The organism is Nocardia vinacea (assembly GCF_035920345.1).
In the GTDB taxonomy this organism is placed as follows: domain Bacteria; phylum Actinomycetota; class Actinomycetes; order Mycobacteriales; family Mycobacteriaceae; genus Nocardia; species Nocardia vinacea_A.
Window position 1 is genome coordinate 1381224 of record NZ_CP109149.1, and the last position, 20219, is coordinate 1401442.

The following is a 20219-nucleotide window of genomic DNA, read 5'->3' on the forward strand; positions in this document are numbered from 1 at the left end:
CGTGTCTGGTCGCCACGCCGGGTGCACCTACCAGGAGGCGCCCATGCAACGACCCACCTCGCCCTCCCGGGACCGGTGGCTGAAGCTCGTCGATGTCCAAGAGTTGGCGTGTACCCGCGTATCTCACCAAAGTTCGCAGGTTCTCGGTCTGCCGGGCGTGCGAGAAATCTTGGCCGCGGTACTCGGCGCACAGTCCACAGCGGCTGCGCGGGAACAACATACGATCGCGCGATGGGCGGGCGAGCTGGCCCACATTTGTTTACAAGGCCACAACCCGCACTCTGGCGATGCGCGGGTGCGGGCGGTGCGGATCATCCGGATCATCGACTTCTGGATCGAAGTCTATGTCCGACAGGACCGTGACGTTCAGGTCGAACCGGGCGAGACCATCGGAACGGTAATCAGTCGGATAGCGGAAGTCGGCGCAGAGCTGTACAGCCTCGAGGTTTCGCGGATTCCCGGGAACCCGTCGGCCGCCATTCTAGAGCGCAAACTCGATCGCCTTGCCAAGCAATACACGGCTCGCGCCACCGCGCTCGCCGCCGCTGGGCGCTAGCGGCAACGTTCGGGTTCCATCCGCACATCGGTACGAAGGCGCGAGGTACACAGCATGGTGACACGACCCCACGCGCTCACTGACGCGATCATTCCACCCATTGTGTTGTCCGGAGTGGTGGAGATAGGACATCACCTCGGCGCATCGGTCGAGTCGTGGTTCTCGGGAACCGGATTGGATTCGGAGCGACTATTCGAGTCCGACATCGTCAATGTCTCCTACGATCAATCGGCCACCGTGTTGCGACGCGCCCTGCGCACGCTTCCGCCCGTTCCCTGGGGTATGCGGCTCGGTCAGCGCGACGTCCTGGTCTCGATGGGGATGCTGGGAATCGCGCTGAGCGCGTGCGCGTCGCTCGCCGACGCCCTCGTACTGGGTGCCGAATTGCACATGGCCTCCGGCAGTCTGGTCGACATCGAGTTCGAGACCATCGACGGCGAGGTAGCGCTGAGTCTGCGTCAGCGTGAAACCGATCCGGAGCTGACGACCTTCCTTTTCGAAGAGGCACTGTGTACCGCATTGACGTTCGTGCGAACAATGCTCGGCGCCAACCGATCACCGCTCTCGGTCGAGTTGTCCTATCCGGCACCGGCGTACGCCCGCGAGTACACCCAGTTCTTCCGCTGCCCGATCGAATTCGATGCCGCAGCCACCCGGATGCGCTTCCCGACTTCCCTACTGGCTTCCCGACTTCCACACCACCACGAACCGACCCGCAGCGTAGCCGCGGCCGCCTGCCGCCAACTGATCAGCCTGCCCACCTTCGAGGACGACATCATCACTGCGGTCGAGACCCTGCTCGAGGGCCACACCCGCACCCCCTTGACAGTGACCGCCGTGGCCCGCCACCTGAACCTCACCGAACGCACGCTACGCCGCCAATTGACCACTGCCGGTGTAAGTTTCAGCGCCGTGCGCGACCGGGTTCGCGAACGATGCGCGACCGTCCTGCTGCAGGAGTCGGCCCTGACCATCGGCGCCATTGCCCGTGAGGTCGGATTCAGCAGTGGTCGTGAATTCCGACGGGCCTACATCCGCTGGACCGGGCGCTCACCGACTGCGGCGCGGTACGAACGGAACTGATCCACGAGGTGCCTGGGCTCTGGCTGGGCCACAACGACCGCGCGACCGAATCCGGTATGCCGTGGATCACCGATTCAATTGAAGCAAACGGTTATCCACGGCGTCCGTCATTGTCTCGGAACTGGGAACTACTGACTTGCCATGCCGAGGTATTCACCCAGGTTCTTCTCGACCTCATCGAGTCCGATCTGGCCGATAAGCGTGCCGAACTGGGGCAGCCGTGCCTGGAATCCCGGCCAGGTGACTTCGGAAAGCTCCGACCAGGATGCTCGCAGGTCGGCCTCCGGCGGCAGAGTTGCCCGATTGATCTGCGCCTTGGCGCCCACGACAGCTGCCTTGTCGAACGATGCGATGCGAGTCGCCACGCCGTTCACGAAGTCGTCGAGTTCGGCATCGGCAAGGGTTCGGGTCACCCATCCGTAGCGCTCGGCCCGATCGGCGTCGTAGTCCTGGCCGGTGAAGATCGCTTCGAACGCGCGGTCTCGTCCGAGCAGCCGAGGCAGACGGTCCGCGCCGCCCCCGCCGGGTATCAGGCCGGTCGCGACTTCGGGCTGACTGAAGATCGCTTGTTCACGGCTGGCATAGCGTAGGTCGAAGGCCAGCGTGAGTTCGTCGCCGCCGCCCCTGGTCCGGCCACGGATGGAGGCGATGCTGACGAACGGCGCGTTCGTCAGCCGGGTGACGAGCTCGATCCAGGTCGGAGTCGAGTCGGCATTTTTCAACCCCAGAAGTTCGGTCATCTGGGCCAGATCGGCGTGGTTGAAGAAGTATCCGGGTGTGCTGCTGTCGAAAATGACGACCTGGACTTGTTCGTCGCGGCTCAACGTATCGAGGACCTCGAGTAGTTGGGTGACGGTATCCGCGCCGACGACGTTCACGGGTGGGTTCGAAAAGGTGACTTTGCGGATCTTCGGTGCCACGGTTTCGATGCTGAACTGCTGTGTCATGGCGTGTGTCCCGTTGCTGAGGTGGATGGATTCGTGCGGGAGATCTGTTTCGAGCGGTGTTCTTCAGTCATCGAGGAAGTTGGCTACCTGGACAGCGAAGGCTTCGGCGTGCTGGAACAGGAAGGCATGACCGGCGTCGCTGTATCCGAGCAGAGTGGCGTTGCCGGTGTGTTCGGCGGCGGTGTAGGAAACCACGGCCGGTGTCATGATGTCGCGCAGGCCGGTGGCGTACAGGACCGGCCGGTCGAGGCATTGCAGGTCGGTCACCACCTGCTCGAACGGGATCGACATGTTTTTCCCGATCGCGGTGATCTGGCCCTTGCCCGCTGCCTCGGACACGGCGGGCTCGCCGGTGGTCAACCGGGCGGCGACCCTGGCGAGGTATTCGTGTCCGGCGGTGCGGCCCGTGTCGGTCTCGGGGAAGAACAGGTACACCAAGTCGTCGCCGGTGACCTCCGGCTTGGTCATGGTGGCGAACACCTTCTCGTCCGGAGCAGATGCGCCCGGCACCTGACCGCCAGGATTGCTTGCCGCCAGCACCAGCTTGCGAACCAGGTCGGGCCGCCGCAGCGCCACCCGCTGGGCCACGGTGCCGCCCAGGGTCCAGCCGAGCAGATCGACCTGGGGCAGTCCGAGTGCTTCGATGAATTCGATTGTGCCGTCAGCGAATCCGTCGACGGAGTCACGGGGTTCACCGGTGGTGTAGCCGACGCCGATGTCGTCGAACACGATCACGTCATGGTCGGCGGCTAGAAAGTCCAGTAGCTGCGGGTCCCACCAGTCGATGGTCGCGCGGACACGGTTCAGCAGGATCAGGGGGATGCCACCGCGGGGGCCGATGCGCCGATAAGTGAACGTGGCGGACGCAGCGTCCACGGTCAGGTTCTCGGCACTGTCCGACATATAGGTGCTCATGGCGAGCGTCGCTTTCTGTTGTGGTGGAGGGGGTCAGGCGGGGAGCCGGTTGAGCTTGCGGAGCTGCTGGTCGAACATGCGGGCGGGCACGAGGCGGCGCATGGTGCTGACCCGAGCGGTCTGGCCGACGGGGTAGCGCAGTTTCGGCTTGGTGTCGGTGGCCGCCGCGACTATCGCCTTGGCGACGAGGGCGGGGTCATCGCCGCTCTTGACCGCCTCGGCCATGTATTCCTCGAAGACCAGTCGGTGCGTGGCATAGACGTCCAAGGGTTGGTCGGGTAGCACACTGTTGGCGTCGAAAGCGGTACTGGTCCAAGCGGGTTCGATGAGCAGGGCCCGGACGCCGTATTCGCGGATTTCGTGGTCGAGTGATTCGGTGTAGCCCTCGATCGCATGCTTGGAGGCGGCGTAGACGGCCATATAGGGCTGCGGCATGAACCCGACGATGGAGGAGATATTGACGATGCGCCCGCTGCCTTGGGCGCGCAGGTGCGGCAGGACCGCGTTGGTCATGCGGATGACGCCGAAGACGTTGATATCGAAGACACTTCGGGCCTGTTCCACCGAGCTTTCCTCGGCCGCGCCCGCCGACCCGATGCCGGCGTTGTTGACCAGGATGTCGATCCGGCCGAACTGCGCGATCACCTTCGCGACGAGAGTGGCGACCGATTCGTCACTGGTGACGTCGAGGTCGAGGAAGCTCACCCCGTCGGGCGGGGTCAACGCGCTGGTGTTGCGGCCGGTTCCGATTACCTGGAATCCCGCCTCGACCAGGGCAAGGGCGGCCGATTTTCCGATACCGGAGGATGCGCCGGTGACCAGGGCTACGGGGCGTGATGTGATCATTGTGAGCTCCTAAAAGTGGTGGTTTCGGTGTGCTGTAACGAGATTCGTGCGCGACCGGAGATGGCGGGCATCCGAGCCGACTAGCTGCTCGCGACGACTTGGGGGTAGAGGATCGCCGGGTCGGCGGCGAGCCCAGCCTTGACCTGTCGCGTCAGGTCATCGGCGATCACTTCCAGCGCGTCGGCCTCGATACCATCGAGAGCTTGCGTCGCGACGCTGTGCGGGGAGGTCTTGGGGGCGTCCACCCCTGCGGTCAGATCGGTGTCGACGTAGCCGACATGCAGCCCGGTGACGCCGATACCGCGCGGGCGCAGCGCGAGGCGCACCGCGTTTGTCTGCGACCACAGTGCCGCCTTGGACGCGGCGTAAGCATCGGTGCCCGGGACCGCGATCCAGGACAACGCCGAGTGAATGGTCAGGATGTGGCCGCCGCCGTTGCCTTCCAGAATCGGGGCCAGGGCGCGGGTGACGTGCAGCGCTCCGAAGAAGTTGATGTCGAACTCGCGGCGGATCTCGGTGATCGGTGAGTCGAGGAACGACGAGCCGAGCGCGGTCCCGGCATTGTTGATCAGGATCGTCACATCCGGTGCGTGCTCGGCCAGCGCCGCGGCGGCGTCCGGGTCGGTGAGCTCCAACGCGAGGGGGATCGCATCCGGATGGGTGATGGTCCGCGGGTCGCGGGCGGTGGCGTAAACCTTGGCCGCGCCGCGTGCGTAGAGCTGTTCCACTAGTGCCTTGCCGATGCCGCGGCTGCCGCCGGTGACGAGTGCTACCGAATCTTTGATGCTGGTCATGGACTGAACTCCTTTTGGAAACCGATCTGTTTCCTCAAGATAAACAGATCGGTTTCCAAAACGCAAGGGGAAGGCTAATCTGAGATTCATGACCGACCCGATACCGCCGGTAGCCTCCGGTTCCACCCGCGACCGGTTGCTCGACGCCGCCGCACAGTTGTTCTACGAACAGGGCGTCCACATCGGCGTCGACGCGCTGTGCAAAGCGGCCGGAGTGTCCAAGCGCTCGATGTACCAGCTGTTCAACAGCAAAGACGAGCTGGTGGCCGCTAGCCTGGAACGCATCGCGCCCGACTATCGGGCCGCCCTGCTGCCGGCCGACGACGACCGATCGCCGCGCGAGCGGATCCTGCACGTCTTCCAACGGTTGGAATACCTGGAACCAGCGCAAGATTTTCGCGGATGCCCCTATGTCGCGGCGGCGGTCCAACTCAAGTCACCCGAACACCCGGCCAGTCTGGTCGCTCGCCGACACAAGGATGGTCTGACCTCGTTCTTCCAATATGAAGCCGAGCGTGGCGGCGCACCCGACCCCGTCCTGCTCGCCCGGCAACTGACCCTCGTTTTCGACGGGGCCAGCGCCCGATCGGTCGTCCAAGCCCACGACCTCGACGGTCTCGCCGTAGCCACCGCCACCACACTCCTCGATGTCGCCGGTGTTGGTGATTCCCTGCCGCCCAATGGTTTCGCCCAGAATGCGACAGGCTCCGACGCGGGCGCGCAGGATTAACACCCGCATTGGATCCGTTCGTCCAACTCTCGGCGAACCCCATTGACAAAACTATGGTGACACCTCCGGCGTCACGGCTCGACGATTACCGCTACGAATCCCACCGATCCCACGCCCGCGGTCGCCGGGGTGCGGATAATCCCTGGCTTCTGCTCCTCAGCGCAGCCGCCGCGCACGCCGACGCGATCGCGTTGCGGTCCATGAGCATTCGCTGCAGTGGACCGACCTGCAACTGCAATCAGATATGGGAGCTGTTGTCATCCAGGGCCTCTCCCACGCCGCGCGCTGTGGTCCCGCGTACCGCGACAAGTGAACGGGCACAATTCTGGAATAGTGTCTGGAATGTGGTCCATGTCATATGGTAGCGTCACCGCGCAGAGATTGAGTTGGTTCGCACGGCCGCGGGGGACGGCGGGGGCATCGGTGCCCGCCGTCCAGTTCACCCTCGCGGGGTGATTACTCGGCCGGACAAGGAGGTTCGATGTCGGCGGCAGATCTGTCCTTTCGATCGGATGTCGACGAGATGTCGGCGGCGGGGGTTCTCCGCCGGAATTTCGCCGATACCGTCCTGTCGAGCCTGGCCACGCTCGGTCGCGCATTGCGCATCGGCGCCGCCGCGGTCCGCATCGGAGTGACGGACGCGGTGCGCCTGCGCTTCCAGGTGCACGAAACCCTCACGCAGGCATGGTTTTTGATCAGGGTCACCGCGCTGCCGAGCGTACTGATGGCGATTCCGTTCGGGGTCATCGTTTCCGCGCAGGTCGGCAATATCGTGTCTCAGCTCGGCGCCGACTCGATGATCGGAGCGGCCGGTGGGCTCGGGGTGATCAAGCAGGGCGCTCCGATGGCCACCGCGATGCTGCTCGGTGGTGCGGGCGCCGCCGCGATCGCGGCCGACCTCGGGGCGAGGACTATTCGCGAGGAGGTCGACGCCATGCGTGTCATGGGGGTGGATCCGATACAGCGCTTGGTCGTTCCCCGCATCGTGGCGATGATGCTGGTCGCCCCGCTGCTCAATATCCTGATCATCTTCATCGGAATCGCGTCGGGCTTTGCCGTCGCGGTATCCGCGCTCGGCGTCACGCCGGGCAGCTACTGGCAGTCGTTCGGTTCCTTCACCACGCCCATCGATATCTGGGTTTCCCTGGTCAAGGCGTTGATCTTCGGCTTCCTGGTGGTCGTCATCGCGTGCCAGCGGGGTCTGGAGGCCAAAGGTGGACCGCGTGGTGTCGCGGACGGCGTCAACGCCGCGGTGGTGATGTCCGTTGCGGCGGTCGCCGTGCTCAACACCGCGATCACTCAGGTGGTCACGATGTTCTTCCCGGTAAGGATGGCGTGATGACGGCGAGTCCGTACTTCCCCGCAGGGCTGCGGTGGGTGGGCCGGTTGCAGCGCCGGGTTCATCCGCTGCGCCCGGTCGAGTCGATCGGGTTCGTGATCGGATTCGGCTGGCAGGTGCTGTCGTCGCTGCCCTACACGCTGATGCACTACCGGCGCCAGACGGTTGCGGTCATCACGGATATGACGTGGGGGCGCGGCTCGGTCATCATCGGTGGCGGCGTGGTCCCCCTCATGCTGTTGCTGGGCGCCGCGATGGGCGCGTCCATCGGTATCGAGGCATTCAGCGCCCTGAATCTGCTGTCGCTCGGTCAGCTCAGTGGTCTCATCTCAGCGTTCGGCGTCACGCGTGAACTGGCGCCGATCGCAGCGGGCGTCGGATTCGCGGCGCAGGCCGGGTGCCGGATGACTGCGGAGATCGGGTCCATGCGGATCTCCGAGGAAATCGACGCACTCGAGTCGCTCGGCATCCGATCGGTGCCGTTCGTCGTGACGACCCGGGTCATCGCCGGAATCGTCGCTGTCGCACCGGCGTTCGTCGTCGCGCTGATACTCAGCTATTTCTCGTGCGAGCTGATCGTGACCACCATCCACGGCACGCCGTCGGGAACCTACAACCACTATTTCGATCAGTTCGTACTGGGCTGGGACGTGATCGCCGCGACGATCAAGGTGATGGTGTTCGCGGTCGCCGTCGTGCTGATCCATTGCTACCAGGGGTTTTTCGCCACGGGTGGGCCCGAGGGGGTCGGCATCGGCTCGGGGCGCGCCATCCGGGCCAGCCTGGTGTCGATCATCGCCCTCGACATGTTCGCCACCATCGTGCTCTGGGGATTCCAATCTCCCATCTCCTTCACCGGGTGAGGTCATGCCTGCTTATGCTCTGCCCGGAACGGAAGTCGGACCCCGCCGCGCCCGCATACTCGGTGCCTGCGCCATTGTGCTGACAGTCCTGACCGCCATCGGCTGGCGGGTGTGGCCGGACGCCGAGCCGGCGGACGAGATTCGCGTCGCGCTGCTGGTCGGCCGGGTAGGCGAGGGCGTCGGGCCGGGGACGGATGTGCGACTCGACGGCGTGCGCGTCGGAGCGGTCGCCACTATCGACTCCACCGCGCCCGGCCGACAGCGAATCGAACTGAGCCTGAACGGATCCCAGCTCTTCGGCCTCACCGATGCGGTGACCGTCGACTATGCGCCGGGAAACCTGTTCGGAATCAGTGCCATCGAACTGCACTCCAACCAGGGCGGCGCGGCGCTGGCCAACAGATCGACGGTCGATCTGACCCGCGACACCGATCGGGTCCGGGATGCCACCCTCGCGGCCCTGCTGAAGTCGACGGGCAGGCTCACCGGCGACGTGCTCACGCCTGAACTCGTCGAGTTGCTGAGCAAGGTGTCACGGGACCTCAATGCGTTCACTCCGCTGTTGCAGGCCATCGGCGTGACCGCGCGTTCGTTCGCCGAGACCCAGCAACTGCCGCCGTCGCTGCTGTTCGATCGGTTCGGCTCGGCATTGGTCGGACTCCCGCCGATGTTGACGGGTGGATTGGCCGTGCTGGAGGCGACCTACACGAACAAGTATCTGGAGTCTCCGGAGCGCCTCGCGCGATTCAGCGAGATGTTCACGAGGGTCCGGACGGACCTGCTGCCGACCGCCACGACCCTGCTCGGTACCTCGCGACAGTACTTTTCCGGGCTGTTACCCATCGGCACAACGATTCTCGACCAACTGTCCGCCTCGGTGAGCACGCCGGACCGGTCCGCGCAGCAGTTGAGCGAACTGCTCGCGCGGGTCAGCGCGGCATTTCACGACACACCGGAGGGGCCGGTGCTCGACGCCGCGGTCGAATTGGATGTGGTGCCCGGCCTGGCCGCACCACTGTCGGCCATGCTGGCGCAGCGTCCCGCCACGGGGGAGCGCTGATGACCACGCGTTCCCTGCTACTGCGCGTCGCCGTGGCGATACTCCTGATGGGTGTGGTGCTGGCGGGTGTGTTCCGCTTGGTCGAGCGACCCGTCAGCGGCGAAACCGACACCTACACAGCGATGTTCACCGACGCGAACGGATTGCGCCTCGGTGATGACGTGCGCCTGTACGGGGTACAAGTCGGCAAGGTGCGAGACGTCAGTCTGGACGGCACGCTCGCGCGGGTACGCTTCACCGTCACCCGCGACCATCCGCTGTTCGCCAACAGCAAGGTCGCGATCCGATACCAGAACCTCACCGGGTTCCGGTATCTCGAGATCCAGCAGCCCGACCAGCCGGGCGCGCGGCGCGACTCGGAATCGGTCTTCGGCACGTCCGAGACGGTGCCGCCCTTCGACATCACGACCTTGTTCAAGGGCCTGCAGCCGGTCCTGGCGCAGCTGTCGCCTGATGATCTCAATCAGTTCGCCACCAGCATGCTCGCGGTCATCCAGGGTGACGGCACCGGGCTGGGGCCGGCGCTGGGCGCCATCGAGAAATTGAGCCACTACGCCTCCGATCGCCAGGCGGTGCTGTCGACGCTGGTGGGCAATCTCTCCCAGATCTCTGATCACCTCGGCGGCAAGTCCGGCAACGCCATGAAACTGCTGACGAATCTGACCGATCTGTTCATCACCATCAGCGACCAGTTGCCCGGACTCGTCAGCTTCTCGATCGAGATTCCGCCTGTGCTGCAACCGCTTCGGAGCATGCTGACCGTGCTGGGCGTCACCGGTGACCGCGACAAGGATCTGGACGCCGTGCTGAAGCAGGCATTCCCCGACCCGCAGGAGGCCGTGAACGTCTTCGACCGCCTGCCCGGCCTGATCCAGGAGATGACGGCAGCCGTTCCGCAAACCGGGCCGGGGGCCGAACTCACCTGCTCGCACGGTGCCGCAGCCGCACCCGAACCCCTTCGAATGCTGATCGCCGGACAGAGGATCGTCCTATGTCACAAGTGACACTCCGGCGGCGATTCGCCGATCGCCGCCGAGAACGTGCCGCGGAACGCTTGCCCGCCAACGATCTTCGGTGGGGGATCGCGGGGATAGGCGCCGCCGTGTTGCTGATCATCGCCATCGGTACGGTCTACGTGATTGGAACTTCCCCGGAACGAACGTATTCGGCGGACCTGGCGCAGGCCGGAGCCGTCCGGTCCGGTGACGACGTCCGCATCGCCGGGATTCCGGTCGGAAAAGTGAAATCGCTGACCCTGCTGTCGGATCGGGTCCGGATGGAGTTCACCGTCGCGAAACAGGCATTCATCGGAGATCAGACCACACTCGACATCCGCATGCTGACCGTGGTAGGCGGCAACTATGTGGCAGTCGAGCCTGCGGGAACGAAACCGCTGGGAGCTGCGGTGATACCGCAGGAGCGAGTCATGCTCCCGTACAACCTTACTCAGGCGTTCCAGGATGCCGTTCAACCGGTCCAGAAGATCGACGGGGACATATTGCGACAGGATCTGGCCGCGGTTGCGCAATCGGTCGGCAACAGCCCGGATGCCCTTCGCGCAGCCGTGCAGGCGGCCGGTCACCTGGTCGGAATGCTGGACAAGCAGAACGCGGACATCTCCCGCACCTTGTCCATCGCCGACGAGTATCTGACGGCCTTGAACGAGAACTCCGATGTGCTGGCGAAACTGCTGACGACGCTGGGCACCCTCGAGACGATCGTCCAGAACAATAAGGTACAGGTAGCCCAGGCCCTGAACGATCTGGCGACCGTCCTGCACGATCTGACTCCGCTGGGACGGGCGTGGGACGAGTCGTTGAAACATCGAGCCCAGCCGCTCGCCGACGCGATTCCCAAGCTGCAAGAACTCGGGAGCCGCTTGGGCGCGCTCATCGATTCCCTGCGCGGCTTGGAACAGCGCCTGCTTCCGCTCATGTCGGCCGGCGGCGGGGTGACCGTCGACCAGTCCGCCGTCACGATCCCGCTGCCGGCGGTATGTGTGCCCGTTCCCGGAGGGGGGTGCTGAAAGTGAAGAGAATTCTCGGATCGAGAGGGCTGATGTCGGCCGCCGTGGTCATCACCCTCGTGCTGGCCGCCGCGTTCGGGCTGAAGCTGAGCAAGCCGAGCCCGCAGATGCGCGGATACTGCGCCGAAATGCCCGACAGCATCGGGCTGTACAAGGGCAGCGCGGTCACGATCATGGGTGTGCCGGTCGGCCGGGTCACCGACATCCAGCCGGACGGCGCCTCTGCCCGTGTGCAATTCACGGCCCGAGCCGACCGCAAGCTCCCGCCGGACGTGGGCGCCGTGACCGTGAGCGATACCCTGGTCGCCGACCGGAAACTGGCTCTCATCGGCGCCGAACCGGCCGGCCCGGGCTGGGACGCCGACCGATGTATCACCAAAACCCTGACGCCCAAGAGTCTTTCGCAGACTTTCGAGGCACTGACCGGCATCATCGATCGGCTGAACGGCTCTGGAGACCCCGCGCAGCGCACCGCCCTCGCCGACGGGCTGGACGCGCTCGACAACGCTACGGCGGGATCCGGTGACCAGATCAACGGCATTGTCCTGCAACTGTCCAAGGCGCTCACCGCGCCCGACGCCGCCATCGGCCATATCGGTAAGCTCCTGGACGCGCTCACCGAACTCGCGCATCGGGCCCGCGGGGGATGGCCGCAGGTACAGACGACCGTGACCGGGCTGCCCCAAACCTTCGGTGACATCGTCACCATCGCGTTTCCGCCCATCATCGAACTCGTCGCCGCGCTGTCCGAGCTACTGCCGCAAGGCAACGACGCCATCATGATGTTCGGGTCACCAGCTTTGCGAGCGCTCGATGCCATCCCCGACCTGTCTCACATGATCGCGTCCGGGGTCGGTTCGCTCTCAGAGCTCATTCGGATGGCACCGGCCGTGGCGGCCGGATTCGCGACCGCGATCGATCCGGCCTCGGGCAAGCTGACGATCGGCTACGCGCCACCGAAACTCGCACTCGCCCAACAAGATACCGAAAGGGTCTGCGCGGCCGTGCAGACGATCACTGGGCAGCAGTGCCAGAGGTCCGACGGCGGTGCGGTGACGGTGCCTGCCCTGCCCGCGCTCCTGGCGGCGGCGAGCGCGCGATGAGAACAGTCCACCGGGTTCGCCGCGTCGGCATGCACGTAATTGCCTGTGTCACTATGGTTTTCACCGCCACCGGATGCGACTTCCAGCCGGCCGATCTGCCCGTGCCCGGGTCCGGAGTAGGCGGGCCGACTTATCCTCTGCGGATCGAGTTCGGCAATGTGCTCAATCTTCCGCAGGGCGCCAAGGTCATCGCAGACGGTGTCCGGGTGGGTCAGCTGACCCGGGTCACTCTCGTCGACCCGGTCGCCGCCGCCCCCGGCGGAGTCGCGCGCCGGGGATACGCGATCGCCGACATCGTGATTCGGAAGTCGGTGCGACTGCCGGTGGGCACCACCGCGGAACTGCGTCAGGAGACTCCACTGGGAGATGTGCACATCGCGCTCACCGAACCGGCGAAAGCCGGCTCGGGCGAGTTGGAACCGGGCGCGACCATCCCGCTGTCGGATACCGCACAATCACCGTCGATCGAAGACATCCTGGCCGGACTGTCCACGTTCATCGGCAGCGGAGCGGTTTCGGATTTCCAGAGCATCGTCCGCAAGATGAACGCGGTGATGCCCAGGGATCCGGCCGACACGGCTCGGATCGCCGGCGTGCTGGGTTCAGATCTGTCCGACCTGGGCGACCACCTGAACTCGGTCGACGCCCTGCTCGACGGCCTGCAGGCCACGGTGAACGACGGGCTGCAGCAGAACGTGCCGATCTTCGATGATCTGCTCACCCCCTACGGAGTCCAGCACACCACCGATGCGGTGAACGCCCAGATCGGCGTCATCTTCGTGCTGACGTCGCTGGGGCCCCTCGCCCCCGCTGCCAAGTGGCTCGCTCCCTTGTTGCAATCGCTCGACGGCACCACCCGGGCAGTGGTGCCCATGCTCTTCGGTAGCCACCCTCTCGATACCGGCTCGCCGTCGAACATGAAGCAGCTCGTCGATCTCATTCAAAACAAGATCATTCCATTTGTCGAACGAGGTCCGAAGGTCAACATGGTCGATGTCACGCTCGCCCCCTCGGTGGGAGCCGCCACGATGTCTCCCGATGAACAGACCAGCCGCATCGTCGACGCCCTCCGGATGATCGGCGCGGTCAGATGAATCTTCGTGCGACAGTGTCGCTCTCGGCGATCGCCGCGGTACTGGTCCTCGGCGTCGGCTACATGACGGTCGGCGTTCTGCATCTGGACCCCAGGCGGACCTACATCACCGCCGACATGCGGATGGACAACTCGGGTGGACTCGGTCCGAACGCTCCGGTTCTGCTGGCGGGTATTCAGGTCGGCCGCACCGAGTCGGTGAGCAAACAGGCCACCGGCGTACTCGTGCGGTTGCGCATCGACAACCGCTACCGCATCCCTGTCTCCAGCGACGTCCGCATCGAGCAGTTGTCTGCCCTCGGCGAGCCGTACATCGAGTTCGCGCCGCAGACCGGCTCTGGACCGTATCTCGAGAACGGGCAGGTCATCGCGGCGGATCGAGTCAGGACGCCGACGACGATCACGGCCCTGTCCGCCAGGGTGGTCGAACTGCTGAAGCAGATTCATCCCGAGTCATTCGCGCGCTTGGTCGATACCTTCAACCGTGCGCTGGCGGGAACGGATACCGCGATGCAGACGCTGCAACGGTCGACCGATCTGCTCGCCGCTGCCCTCCTGAGTCGCAAGGCATCCATCCGCCAGTTGTTCGCCGACGTGCAGGCATTGGGCGGCGACATGGACTGGCTCGGGCCCTCGCTCGCCGACGCCGGTCCGAAATTCGGCGAGTTCGGCGTGACGCTGAACCAGATTGTGGAGTCGGGTGCCGCGCTGTCCGAAAGCCGGCCGGTGCCCGACTATTTCACAGGCGACGGGCTCGTCCCGTTTCTCGGCAACCTGACGGCACTGGTGGACAAGATCGGTCCCGGTATCGCACCGCTGGGACCGGCCTTGGAACCTGTTGTGAAGGATGCGGTGCGCCGAGCACCCGCCATCGATATCAGTGCGTTGATCGACCAAGCGCTACACGGCGTAGGAGACGACGGCGCAGTGCATTTCCGAGTTGGCGTCAAGTAGCTGGAGTAACTGCCGGACATCGCCGAATCGGCGGAAGGACACCGAACATGAGCACAACCACCGACGAAGACGCCGACCGAACCGAAACCGCAAGTGAATCAAAGGTTTCCGACGAACCAGGCCAGCAGCCGCGCACCGTATCGATTCGACTGTCGACGGTACTGGTCACTGCTGCGATCTGCGTTCTCACCACCGCCGCAGTGACGTTCGCGGCGCTGTACTGGTCGGCCAGATCGACCATTGCGGACCGCGATGCGAAAGCCGCCGATGACCGGCATGCCGAACAGGTCGCGACGGATTACTCGCTGGGCGCGTCGACGATCGACTATCACGACGTCAAGGGCTGGCTGGGCCGTCTCCAGGCCGGTACGACCCCCCAGCTCTCGGCCAAGTTCGACGCCACCGCCCCGCAGCTCGAGCAGATCCTGCTGCCGCTGCAGTGGACATCGAAAGCGTCACCGCTGTCCGCGACCGTGACTTCCGAGTCCGGCGGGATATACAAGGTCAACGCCTACCTCAATGTGACCTCCAGCAGTGCGCAGACGCCGGACGGAGCCCAGACCACCGTCACGTATTCGCTGACCATCGACCGCAATTCGGGTTGGAAGATCACCGACGTCGGGGGGCTGCAGAACTCGTTGCCGTCGAAATAGGGGTCGGCGGGTGATTCGGGTCCCGCTGCCGATGCTGTCCTGCGGTGTGCGCTGTGATCGGTTCGAATCAGTATGCGATGAAGAGGATTTCGTCGCGGGTGTACTCGTGCTCGGGGTGTTTCTCGGCCAGGTGGGCTCGCGTCTTCTCGACAAGGTCGTCCTCGTCCGTGCCACGGACGTACTCACCGCACGGGCAGCTGAGGCGGGTCTTCTGCACCATCATCTCCTTGTCCGACGTGCTCGGGTGCCGTGCAGGTCGACGCCTGCACGGCTAGCGACGGTCGAGTATGCGCTGCGCGAGCTGTTCGGACGAGCGGTCGCCGCAGGAATCCGCGGCGTACCCGGTTGCGGCGTCGAACAGGGCGGCGGTGTAGATCGCCTCCAGGTTCTGGAGGATCGTGGTGTCGGGGCGCGGCCCCAGCGCGGCCCGGATTCTGCGCTGTATCTCACCCGCTGTCCGCGCGCGCAGGCGAAGCACGTCGAGGGCGTCGGATCTGAGATCGTTCTCTCTGCTCGACGTCATTTGTCCGGATATCGCCCGTGTTTGCGGCGCCGAGATCAGTTGGCGCCATAGCACTTCCGAGATCAATTGGGCATCGGATCCGAAGTATGTGTGCGCGGACGAGACGTTTACGCCGGCTTCGCAAGCGATGACCTGAACGGTGAGGCCCTCGAAGCCTTCTCGGGCGATGACGGTCCGAGCCGAATCGAGTAGCCGGTCGAGTATCTCGGCCCGATCTGTCTCGGAGTTGTCGAGCAGCTGACCGGTGACAGACAATTGATCGGACATGTGTCCGAATGCTAGTCCGATCTGATGTACAAGGCAAGGGACTGCCTGGTCGGATCGGTGATCGCCCGCTGCGGTCGTAGTCGTCATCGGTCGAGTTGCAGGTCGCGCCGGAAACGCTGCACGTCGCGGATTTTCTCGGCTGTGGTCGCGGCGGGCCAGCAGTAGAACATCCAGGGCGTGGTGAGGATGTGCAGGTGTGCGGGGCGATCGGGAGTACTACTGCCGCACCGGCGTCGTGAACACGCCGGGTGCGGTCACCAGGGGGAGGTCGAGCATCGTACGGATGCCGGGCGCGGCCGCGACCACCGCGGGAATGGCGTTCACGATGCGTCCAGCTGCCGCCACGATCGCGGCGTGGTTGTGATCGCCCTTGCGGCTGGTTGGGCAGATGTCCACGAAATAGGACGGCTCGCCGGTGATTTCGACACGGTACGAGCCGCCCGCCTGTGCGGGTTGCGGCCAATCCGGGCACAAGTCCTCGCGCAGGCGCGTGATGTGCTCGATGACGATGGCCGGGTGCTCGCCGACCATGCCGCACAGTTCGAATCGCAGTGCGGCCAGACCGCCCTCGGGGATGTGTCCGGCGACGATGTCGAACGCCTCCGCGGCCGGAATCCGTTCGTAGCGTTCGGTGATCGTGTCCACGGTGATGCCGAGCCCGGTGGCGAGCTGCCGGATCGCGGGCCCCCACGCGAAGCTCAGCACGCCTGGCCGCAACAGCATCGGGGTTTCGTCGAGAGGTTTTCCGAAGCCCATGACGTCGAACATGACCGTCACGCCGTCGTAGGTCGCGTAGTCGGCGATTTCCATGCAGCGGACCTGCTCGACGGTCTGGCATGTACCCGTCAGCGCGAAGGGCAGCAGGTCGTTGGCGAATCCGGGGTCGACACCGGTGATGAACAAACTCGAATCACCTTGCCGCGCTGCCTCTTCAACCGAATCTATGTACTTCTGGGGCAATACTCGCCACGGATATTGCAACAATCCGGGGGCCGAGCCCACGACGTTCACTCCAGCCGCGAGGATCCGCCGGCAATCCTCGATCGCCTCGTGCAGACGGGTGTCTCCCATCGCGCAGTAGACGACGCACTCCGGTTCGGTCGCGAGCAGTGCATCGATGTCGCCGACGGCCGCTATGTCGGTTGTGATGTCGAGACCGGCGAGTTCGCCGGCGTCTCGCCCGACCTTGCCGGGTGTCGACACGCATACGCCGGTCAGCTCGTAGCGGGGGCTTTCGATGAGGCCGGTGAGGGCAAGGCGGCCGACATTCCCGGTACCGACGTGGGCGACGCGGATGGGCATGGATTCTCCTCGCGAATTGTGGATCAGTGCTGGTCAACATGACCTGGTCCAGAGTCCGGTCATATTTCCGGACAGTAGTCTGGATTGTGTTCCAGTTCGTATGTTAGCGTGGCCGCCATGGGACGTGTAGACGGCAAAGTTGCACTCATCAGTGGCGGGGCGCGCGGGATGGGCGCCGCACACGCGGAATTGCTCGTGGCCGAAGGGGCCAAGGTTGTCATCGGCGACATCCTGGACGAGGACGGTAAAGCGGTCGCCGAATCACTCGGCGACGCAGCGCGTTACGTCCATCTCGATGTCACCGAGCCGGTGCACTGGGAGACGGCGGTGAACGAGGCGCTGCATGCGTTCGGGAAGCTCGATGTCCTCGTGAACAATGCCGGCATCGTCAACGGCGGTCCGCTCGGGAAGTTCGATCTGGATAAGTGGCGTCAGATAATCGACGTGAACCTGACCGGCACCTTCCTCGGGATGCGAGCCGTCGTGGAACCGATGGTCGCCGCGGGCGGCGGGTCGATCATCAACGTCTCCTCGATCGAAGGACTACGGGGCGCGCCCTGGGCGCACGGCTATGTTGCCTCCAAGTGGGGTGTGCGCGGCTTGGCCAAGTCGGCCGCACTCGAGTTGGCGCCCCACAACATTCGCGTCAACTCGCTGCATCCGGGCCTGATCCGGACACCGATGACGGAGAACATTCCCGACGACTTGGTGACCATTCCGCTGGGCCGGCCCGCGCAGCCGTCGGAGGTCGCCACGTTCGTGCTCTTCCTGGCCAGTGACGAATCCTCGTATGCGACGGGCTCGGAGTTCGTCGTGGACGGCGGTCTCGTCGCAGCGGTACCGCACAAGACCTCTTAAGAGCCCGCGCGGCATACCTCCTGAGTTCCGGGCATCCTGCACCCGGCCCTGGCCGTATCCGCGCCCGGATAGCCGCCCGGCCCCCGCGTCGATGCCCCCGCGCGCACCCGCAGAGCGCAGCGGTGAGGCGGCCCGGGGCCGGACGGGCCCGAACCATGATCGAACCGCGTATATGGAGGCATCGATGACTTTCGCCGAAGCCAAGCGAACCCGATTGCACGACACTGCCGGCGGGGCGGTGACCATGAGCGAGATCGTGCGTGGCGTCATCGCCCGGAGAGCGGGTGCGCCCGTCGAATTGGCCGACATCATCATTCCGGATCCCGGGCCGCACGATGTGGTCGTGCGGGTGCTGGCGTGCGGGGTATGCCACACGGACCTGACCTACCGCGACGGCGGCATCAACGACGAGTTCCCGTTCCTGCTCGGGCACGAGGCGGCCGGGATCGTGGACCGGATCGGCGATTCCGTCACCGAGGTAGAGGTCGGCGACTTCGTGGTGCTTAACTGGCGGGCGGTGTGCGGGCGGTGCCGCGCGTGCCGTCGCGGCCGCCCCTGGTACTGCTTCGACACCTACAACGCCGAGCAGAAGATGACTCTCGGCGACGGGACCGTCCTGACGCCCGCGCTCGGGATCGGCGCGTTCGCCGACAAGACGCTGGTGCACGAAGGCCAGTGCACCAGAGTGGATTCCACGATCGACCCGGCGGTCGCCGGGCTCCTCGGCTGCGGCGTGATGGCCGGTCTCGGAGCCGCGCTGCATACCGGACAGGTGGGGCGTGGTGACAGTGTCGTGGTCATCGGCTGCGGCGGAGTCGGAGCGGCCGCCGTCGCCGGGGCCGTGCTGGCGGGAGCGACGACGATCATCGCCGTCGATCGCGACCCGGCCAAACTGGCCGCCGCGGCAGAGTTCGGCGCCACGCATACGGTCGACGCGTCCGCCGAGGACTCTGTTGCTCGAATCCAGGAGTACACCAACGGTTTCGGCGCCGACGTCGTCATCGACGCGGTGGGTCGCCCCGAGACCTGGGAGCAGGCGTTCTACGCGCGCGACCTCGCGGGGACGGTGGTGCTGGTCGGCGTGCCGACGCCGGACATGCGGATCGCTATGCCGCTGCTCGACTTCTTCTCCCGTGGCGGAGCCTTGAAGTCCTCGTGGTACGGCGACTGCCTGCCGGAGCGCGATTTCCCCACCCTGATCGAGCTCCACCGGCAGGGACGGTTGCCGCTGGAACTGTTCGTCTCCGAGCGGATAGCTCTCGACGAGGTCGAAAAGTCCTTCGACACCATGAAATCGGGGCGGGTACTACGATCGGTGGTCGTGCTGTGACCGAGGTATCCGTCCGCAGCGTCGGCGCGGTCCGTATCGATAGGGTTGTCACGTCGGGCACCTTCGCGCTCGACGGCGGCAGTTGGGACGTCGAGAACAACGTCTGGATCATCGACTCGCTGCGCGACCGCGTGTTCACGCTCGCCGCCGACACAGTGGTGCTGACCGGGCATGGACTGGGAACCGATCTCGCGACCGAGAGTCCACACCTCGACGAGTGGATCGCCCGCGGATGGTGATCCGTAGAAAGGTTTTCGCATGATCCAGGCCGATTTCGCCGCTCGTGCCGGGGACCTGTTCGCTCTCGCCGAACAGGTCCCCGGATTCATGCCTCCCGAGGAAGGCCGCGCGCTCTACGACGCGGCCCGCGCCTACACCGGTGACGGCACCATTCTCGAAATCGGCACCTACTGCGGCAAATCCGCCATCTATCTGGGTGCTGCCGCCGTGGAAACCGGAGCCACCGTCTTCACCGTCGACCACCACCGCGGGTCCGAAGAGCACCAGCCCGGCTGGGAGTACCACGACATCTCGCTGGTGGATCCGGAGACCGGCGTCTTCGACACCGTGACGGCCTTCCGGCGCAGCCTCGTGCGCGCCGGACTCGCCGAGACCGTCGTCGCCATCATCGGCTCCTCCACGGTCGTCGCCCGCATCTGGCGCACACCGCTGCACCTGCTGTTCATCGACGGCGGCCACACCGAGGAAGCCGCTCGGCGCGATTACGAGGGCTGGGCCCATTGGGTGGCGATCGGCGGCCTGCTGGCCATTCACGACGTCTTCCCGGACCCGGCCGACGGTGGCCGGGCTCCGTTCAATATCTATCGCCGCGCTCTGGATTCCGGTGAGTTCCGGGAAGTCTCGGTGACCGGTTCGCTGCGGATCCTGCGGCGCGTCGCCGTCCGTGACCAGGGGGTTGCGGACAACGGGCACTGACCGGACCGACTTCTGTCGGCCATTTCGCGCACTGCGCGAGT

The 20219-nt window shown here is 65.2% G+C and carries 23 protein-coding genes; 16 read left to right on the top strand and 7 right to left on the bottom strand.

Annotation, left to right across the window (positions count from 1 at the left end):
* The first annotated feature begins 169 nt into the window (after positions 1-169).
* Entirely contained in the window at positions 170-556 is a 387-nt protein-coding gene (locus OIE68_RS06550; protein ID WP_327098477.1) for a hypothetical protein, read from the top strand.
* Positions 557-610: 54 nt separating this feature from the next.
* Positions 611-1639 carry an AraC family transcriptional regulator gene (locus OIE68_RS06555; RefSeq protein WP_327098478.1) on the top strand — a complete coding sequence of 343 codons (1029 nt, stop codon included), beginning with the start codon at positions 611-613 and terminating at the stop codon, positions 1637-1639.
* Between the two features lie 128 nt (positions 1640-1767).
* On the opposite strand, the gene OIE68_RS06560 is transcribed toward OIE68_RS06555, so the two are convergent.
* From OIE68_RS06560 to OIE68_RS06575, 4 genes are all read right to left on the bottom strand, one after another.
* Positions 1768-2586, bottom strand: a complete 819-nt coding sequence (locus OIE68_RS06560; RefSeq protein ID WP_327098479.1) for an enoyl-CoA hydratase/isomerase family protein — start codon at positions 2584-2586, stop codon at positions 1768-1770.
* Between the two features lie 63 nt (positions 2587-2649).
* Entirely contained in the window at positions 2650-3489 is an 840-nt protein-coding gene (locus OIE68_RS06565) for an alpha/beta hydrolase (RefSeq protein ID WP_327098480.1), read from the bottom strand.
* A 45-nt stretch (positions 3490-3534) separates the two neighbouring features.
* The gene (locus OIE68_RS06570) at positions 3535-4347 is read right to left on the bottom strand and encodes an oxidoreductase (RefSeq protein ID WP_327098481.1); all 813 of its coding nucleotides are present in this window, start codon (positions 4345-4347) and stop codon (positions 3535-3537) included.
* A gap of 80 nt (positions 4348-4427) precedes the next feature.
* A complete protein-coding gene (locus OIE68_RS06575; protein WP_327098482.1) occupies positions 4428-5141 on the bottom strand; it encodes an SDR family oxidoreductase in 714 nt (237 codons plus the stop codon).
* Between the two features lie 88 nt (positions 5142-5229).
* Between OIE68_RS06575 and OIE68_RS06580 the strand changes: the two genes are divergently transcribed.
* From OIE68_RS06580 to OIE68_RS06625, 10 genes are all read left to right on the top strand, one after another.
* Positions 5230-5871, top strand: coding sequence for a TetR/AcrR family transcriptional regulator (locus OIE68_RS06580; RefSeq protein WP_327098483.1), 642 nt, complete (start codon positions 5230-5232; stop codon positions 5869-5871).
* 481 nt (positions 5872-6352) lie between these two features.
* Positions 6353-7210 (top strand): ABC transporter permease, encoded by an 858-nt coding sequence (locus OIE68_RS06585; RefSeq protein WP_327098484.1) that lies wholly within the window; start codon positions 6353-6355, stop codon positions 7208-7210.
* A complete protein-coding gene (locus OIE68_RS06590; protein ID WP_327098485.1) occupies positions 7210-8073 on the top strand; it encodes an ABC transporter permease in 864 nt (287 codons plus the stop codon). Before OIE68_RS06585 ends, OIE68_RS06590 begins: the two co-directional genes overlap by 1 nt.
* A 4-nt stretch (positions 8074-8077) precedes the next feature.
* Positions 8078-9133, top strand: coding sequence for a hypothetical protein (locus OIE68_RS06595; protein WP_327098486.1), 1056 nt, complete (start codon positions 8078-8080; stop codon positions 9131-9133).
* On the top strand, positions 9133-10137 hold the full coding sequence (locus OIE68_RS06600) for an MlaD family protein (protein WP_327098487.1): 1005 nt from the start codon (positions 9133-9135) through the stop codon (positions 10135-10137). The genes OIE68_RS06595 and OIE68_RS06600 overlap by 1 nt, the downstream gene beginning before the upstream one ends.
* A complete protein-coding gene (locus OIE68_RS06605) occupies positions 10125-11159 on the top strand; it encodes an MlaD family protein (RefSeq protein ID WP_327098488.1) in 1035 nt (344 codons plus the stop codon). Before OIE68_RS06600 ends, OIE68_RS06605 begins: the two co-directional genes overlap by 13 nt.
* A 2-nt stretch (positions 11160-11161) precedes the next feature.
* On the top strand, positions 11162-12262 hold the full coding sequence (locus tag OIE68_RS06610; protein ID WP_327098489.1) for an MlaD family protein: 1101 nt from the start codon (positions 11162-11164) through the stop codon (positions 12260-12262).
* A 53-nt stretch (positions 12263-12315) separates the two neighbouring features.
* On the top strand, positions 12316-13356 hold the full coding sequence (locus OIE68_RS06615; RefSeq protein ID WP_327101597.1) for an MlaD family protein: 1041 nt from the start codon (positions 12316-12318) through the stop codon (positions 13354-13356).
* Positions 13353-14309: an MlaD family protein gene (locus tag OIE68_RS06620; RefSeq protein ID WP_327098490.1), complete on the top strand. Its 957-nt coding sequence runs from the start codon at positions 13353-13355 to the stop codon at positions 14307-14309. The genes OIE68_RS06615 and OIE68_RS06620 overlap by 4 nt, the downstream gene beginning before the upstream one ends.
* 47 nt (positions 14310-14356) lie before the next feature.
* Positions 14357-14962 (top strand): hypothetical protein, encoded by a 606-nt coding sequence (locus OIE68_RS06625; RefSeq protein WP_327098491.1) that lies wholly within the window; start codon positions 14357-14359, stop codon positions 14960-14962.
* A 67-nt stretch (positions 14963-15029) separates the two neighbouring features.
* On the opposite strand, the gene OIE68_RS06630 is transcribed toward OIE68_RS06625, so the two are convergent.
* The 3 genes from OIE68_RS06630 to OIE68_RS06640 form a co-directional block, all read right to left on the bottom strand.
* Positions 15030-15182 (bottom strand): DUF1059 domain-containing protein, encoded by a 153-nt coding sequence (locus OIE68_RS06630; protein ID WP_327101598.1) that lies wholly within the window; start codon positions 15180-15182, stop codon positions 15030-15032.
* A gap of 51 nt (positions 15183-15233) precedes the next feature.
* Positions 15234-15752 (bottom strand): TetR family transcriptional regulator, encoded by a 519-nt coding sequence (locus OIE68_RS06635; RefSeq protein ID WP_327098492.1) that lies wholly within the window; start codon positions 15750-15752, stop codon positions 15234-15236.
* A gap of 216 nt (positions 15753-15968) precedes the next feature.
* Complete coding sequence (locus OIE68_RS06640) at positions 15969-17054, bottom strand: diacylglycerol kinase (protein ID WP_327098493.1); 1086 nt, start codon at positions 17052-17054, stop codon at positions 15969-15971.
* 117 nt (positions 17055-17171) lie between these two features.
* On the opposite strand from OIE68_RS06640, the gene OIE68_RS06645 reads away from it, so the two are divergent.
* From OIE68_RS06645 to OIE68_RS06660, 4 genes are all read left to right on the top strand, one after another.
* Positions 17172-17912, top strand: coding sequence for a glucose 1-dehydrogenase (locus OIE68_RS06645; RefSeq protein ID WP_327098494.1), 741 nt, complete (start codon positions 17172-17174; stop codon positions 17910-17912).
* A 244-nt stretch (positions 17913-18156) separates the two neighbouring features.
* Positions 18157-19242, top strand: a complete 1086-nt coding sequence (locus OIE68_RS06650; protein ID WP_327101599.1) for an S-(hydroxymethyl)mycothiol dehydrogenase — start codon at positions 18157-18159, stop codon at positions 19240-19242.
* Entirely contained in the window at positions 19239-19481 is a 243-nt protein-coding gene (locus OIE68_RS06655; RefSeq protein WP_327098495.1) for a hypothetical protein, read from the top strand. The genes OIE68_RS06650 and OIE68_RS06655 overlap by 4 nt, the downstream gene beginning before the upstream one ends.
* Positions 19482-19500: 19 nt before the next feature.
* Positions 19501-20178, top strand: coding sequence for a class I SAM-dependent methyltransferase (locus tag OIE68_RS06660; RefSeq protein WP_327098496.1), 678 nt, complete (start codon positions 19501-19503; stop codon positions 20176-20178).
* The last annotated feature ends 41 nt before the right edge of the window (positions 20179-20219 follow it).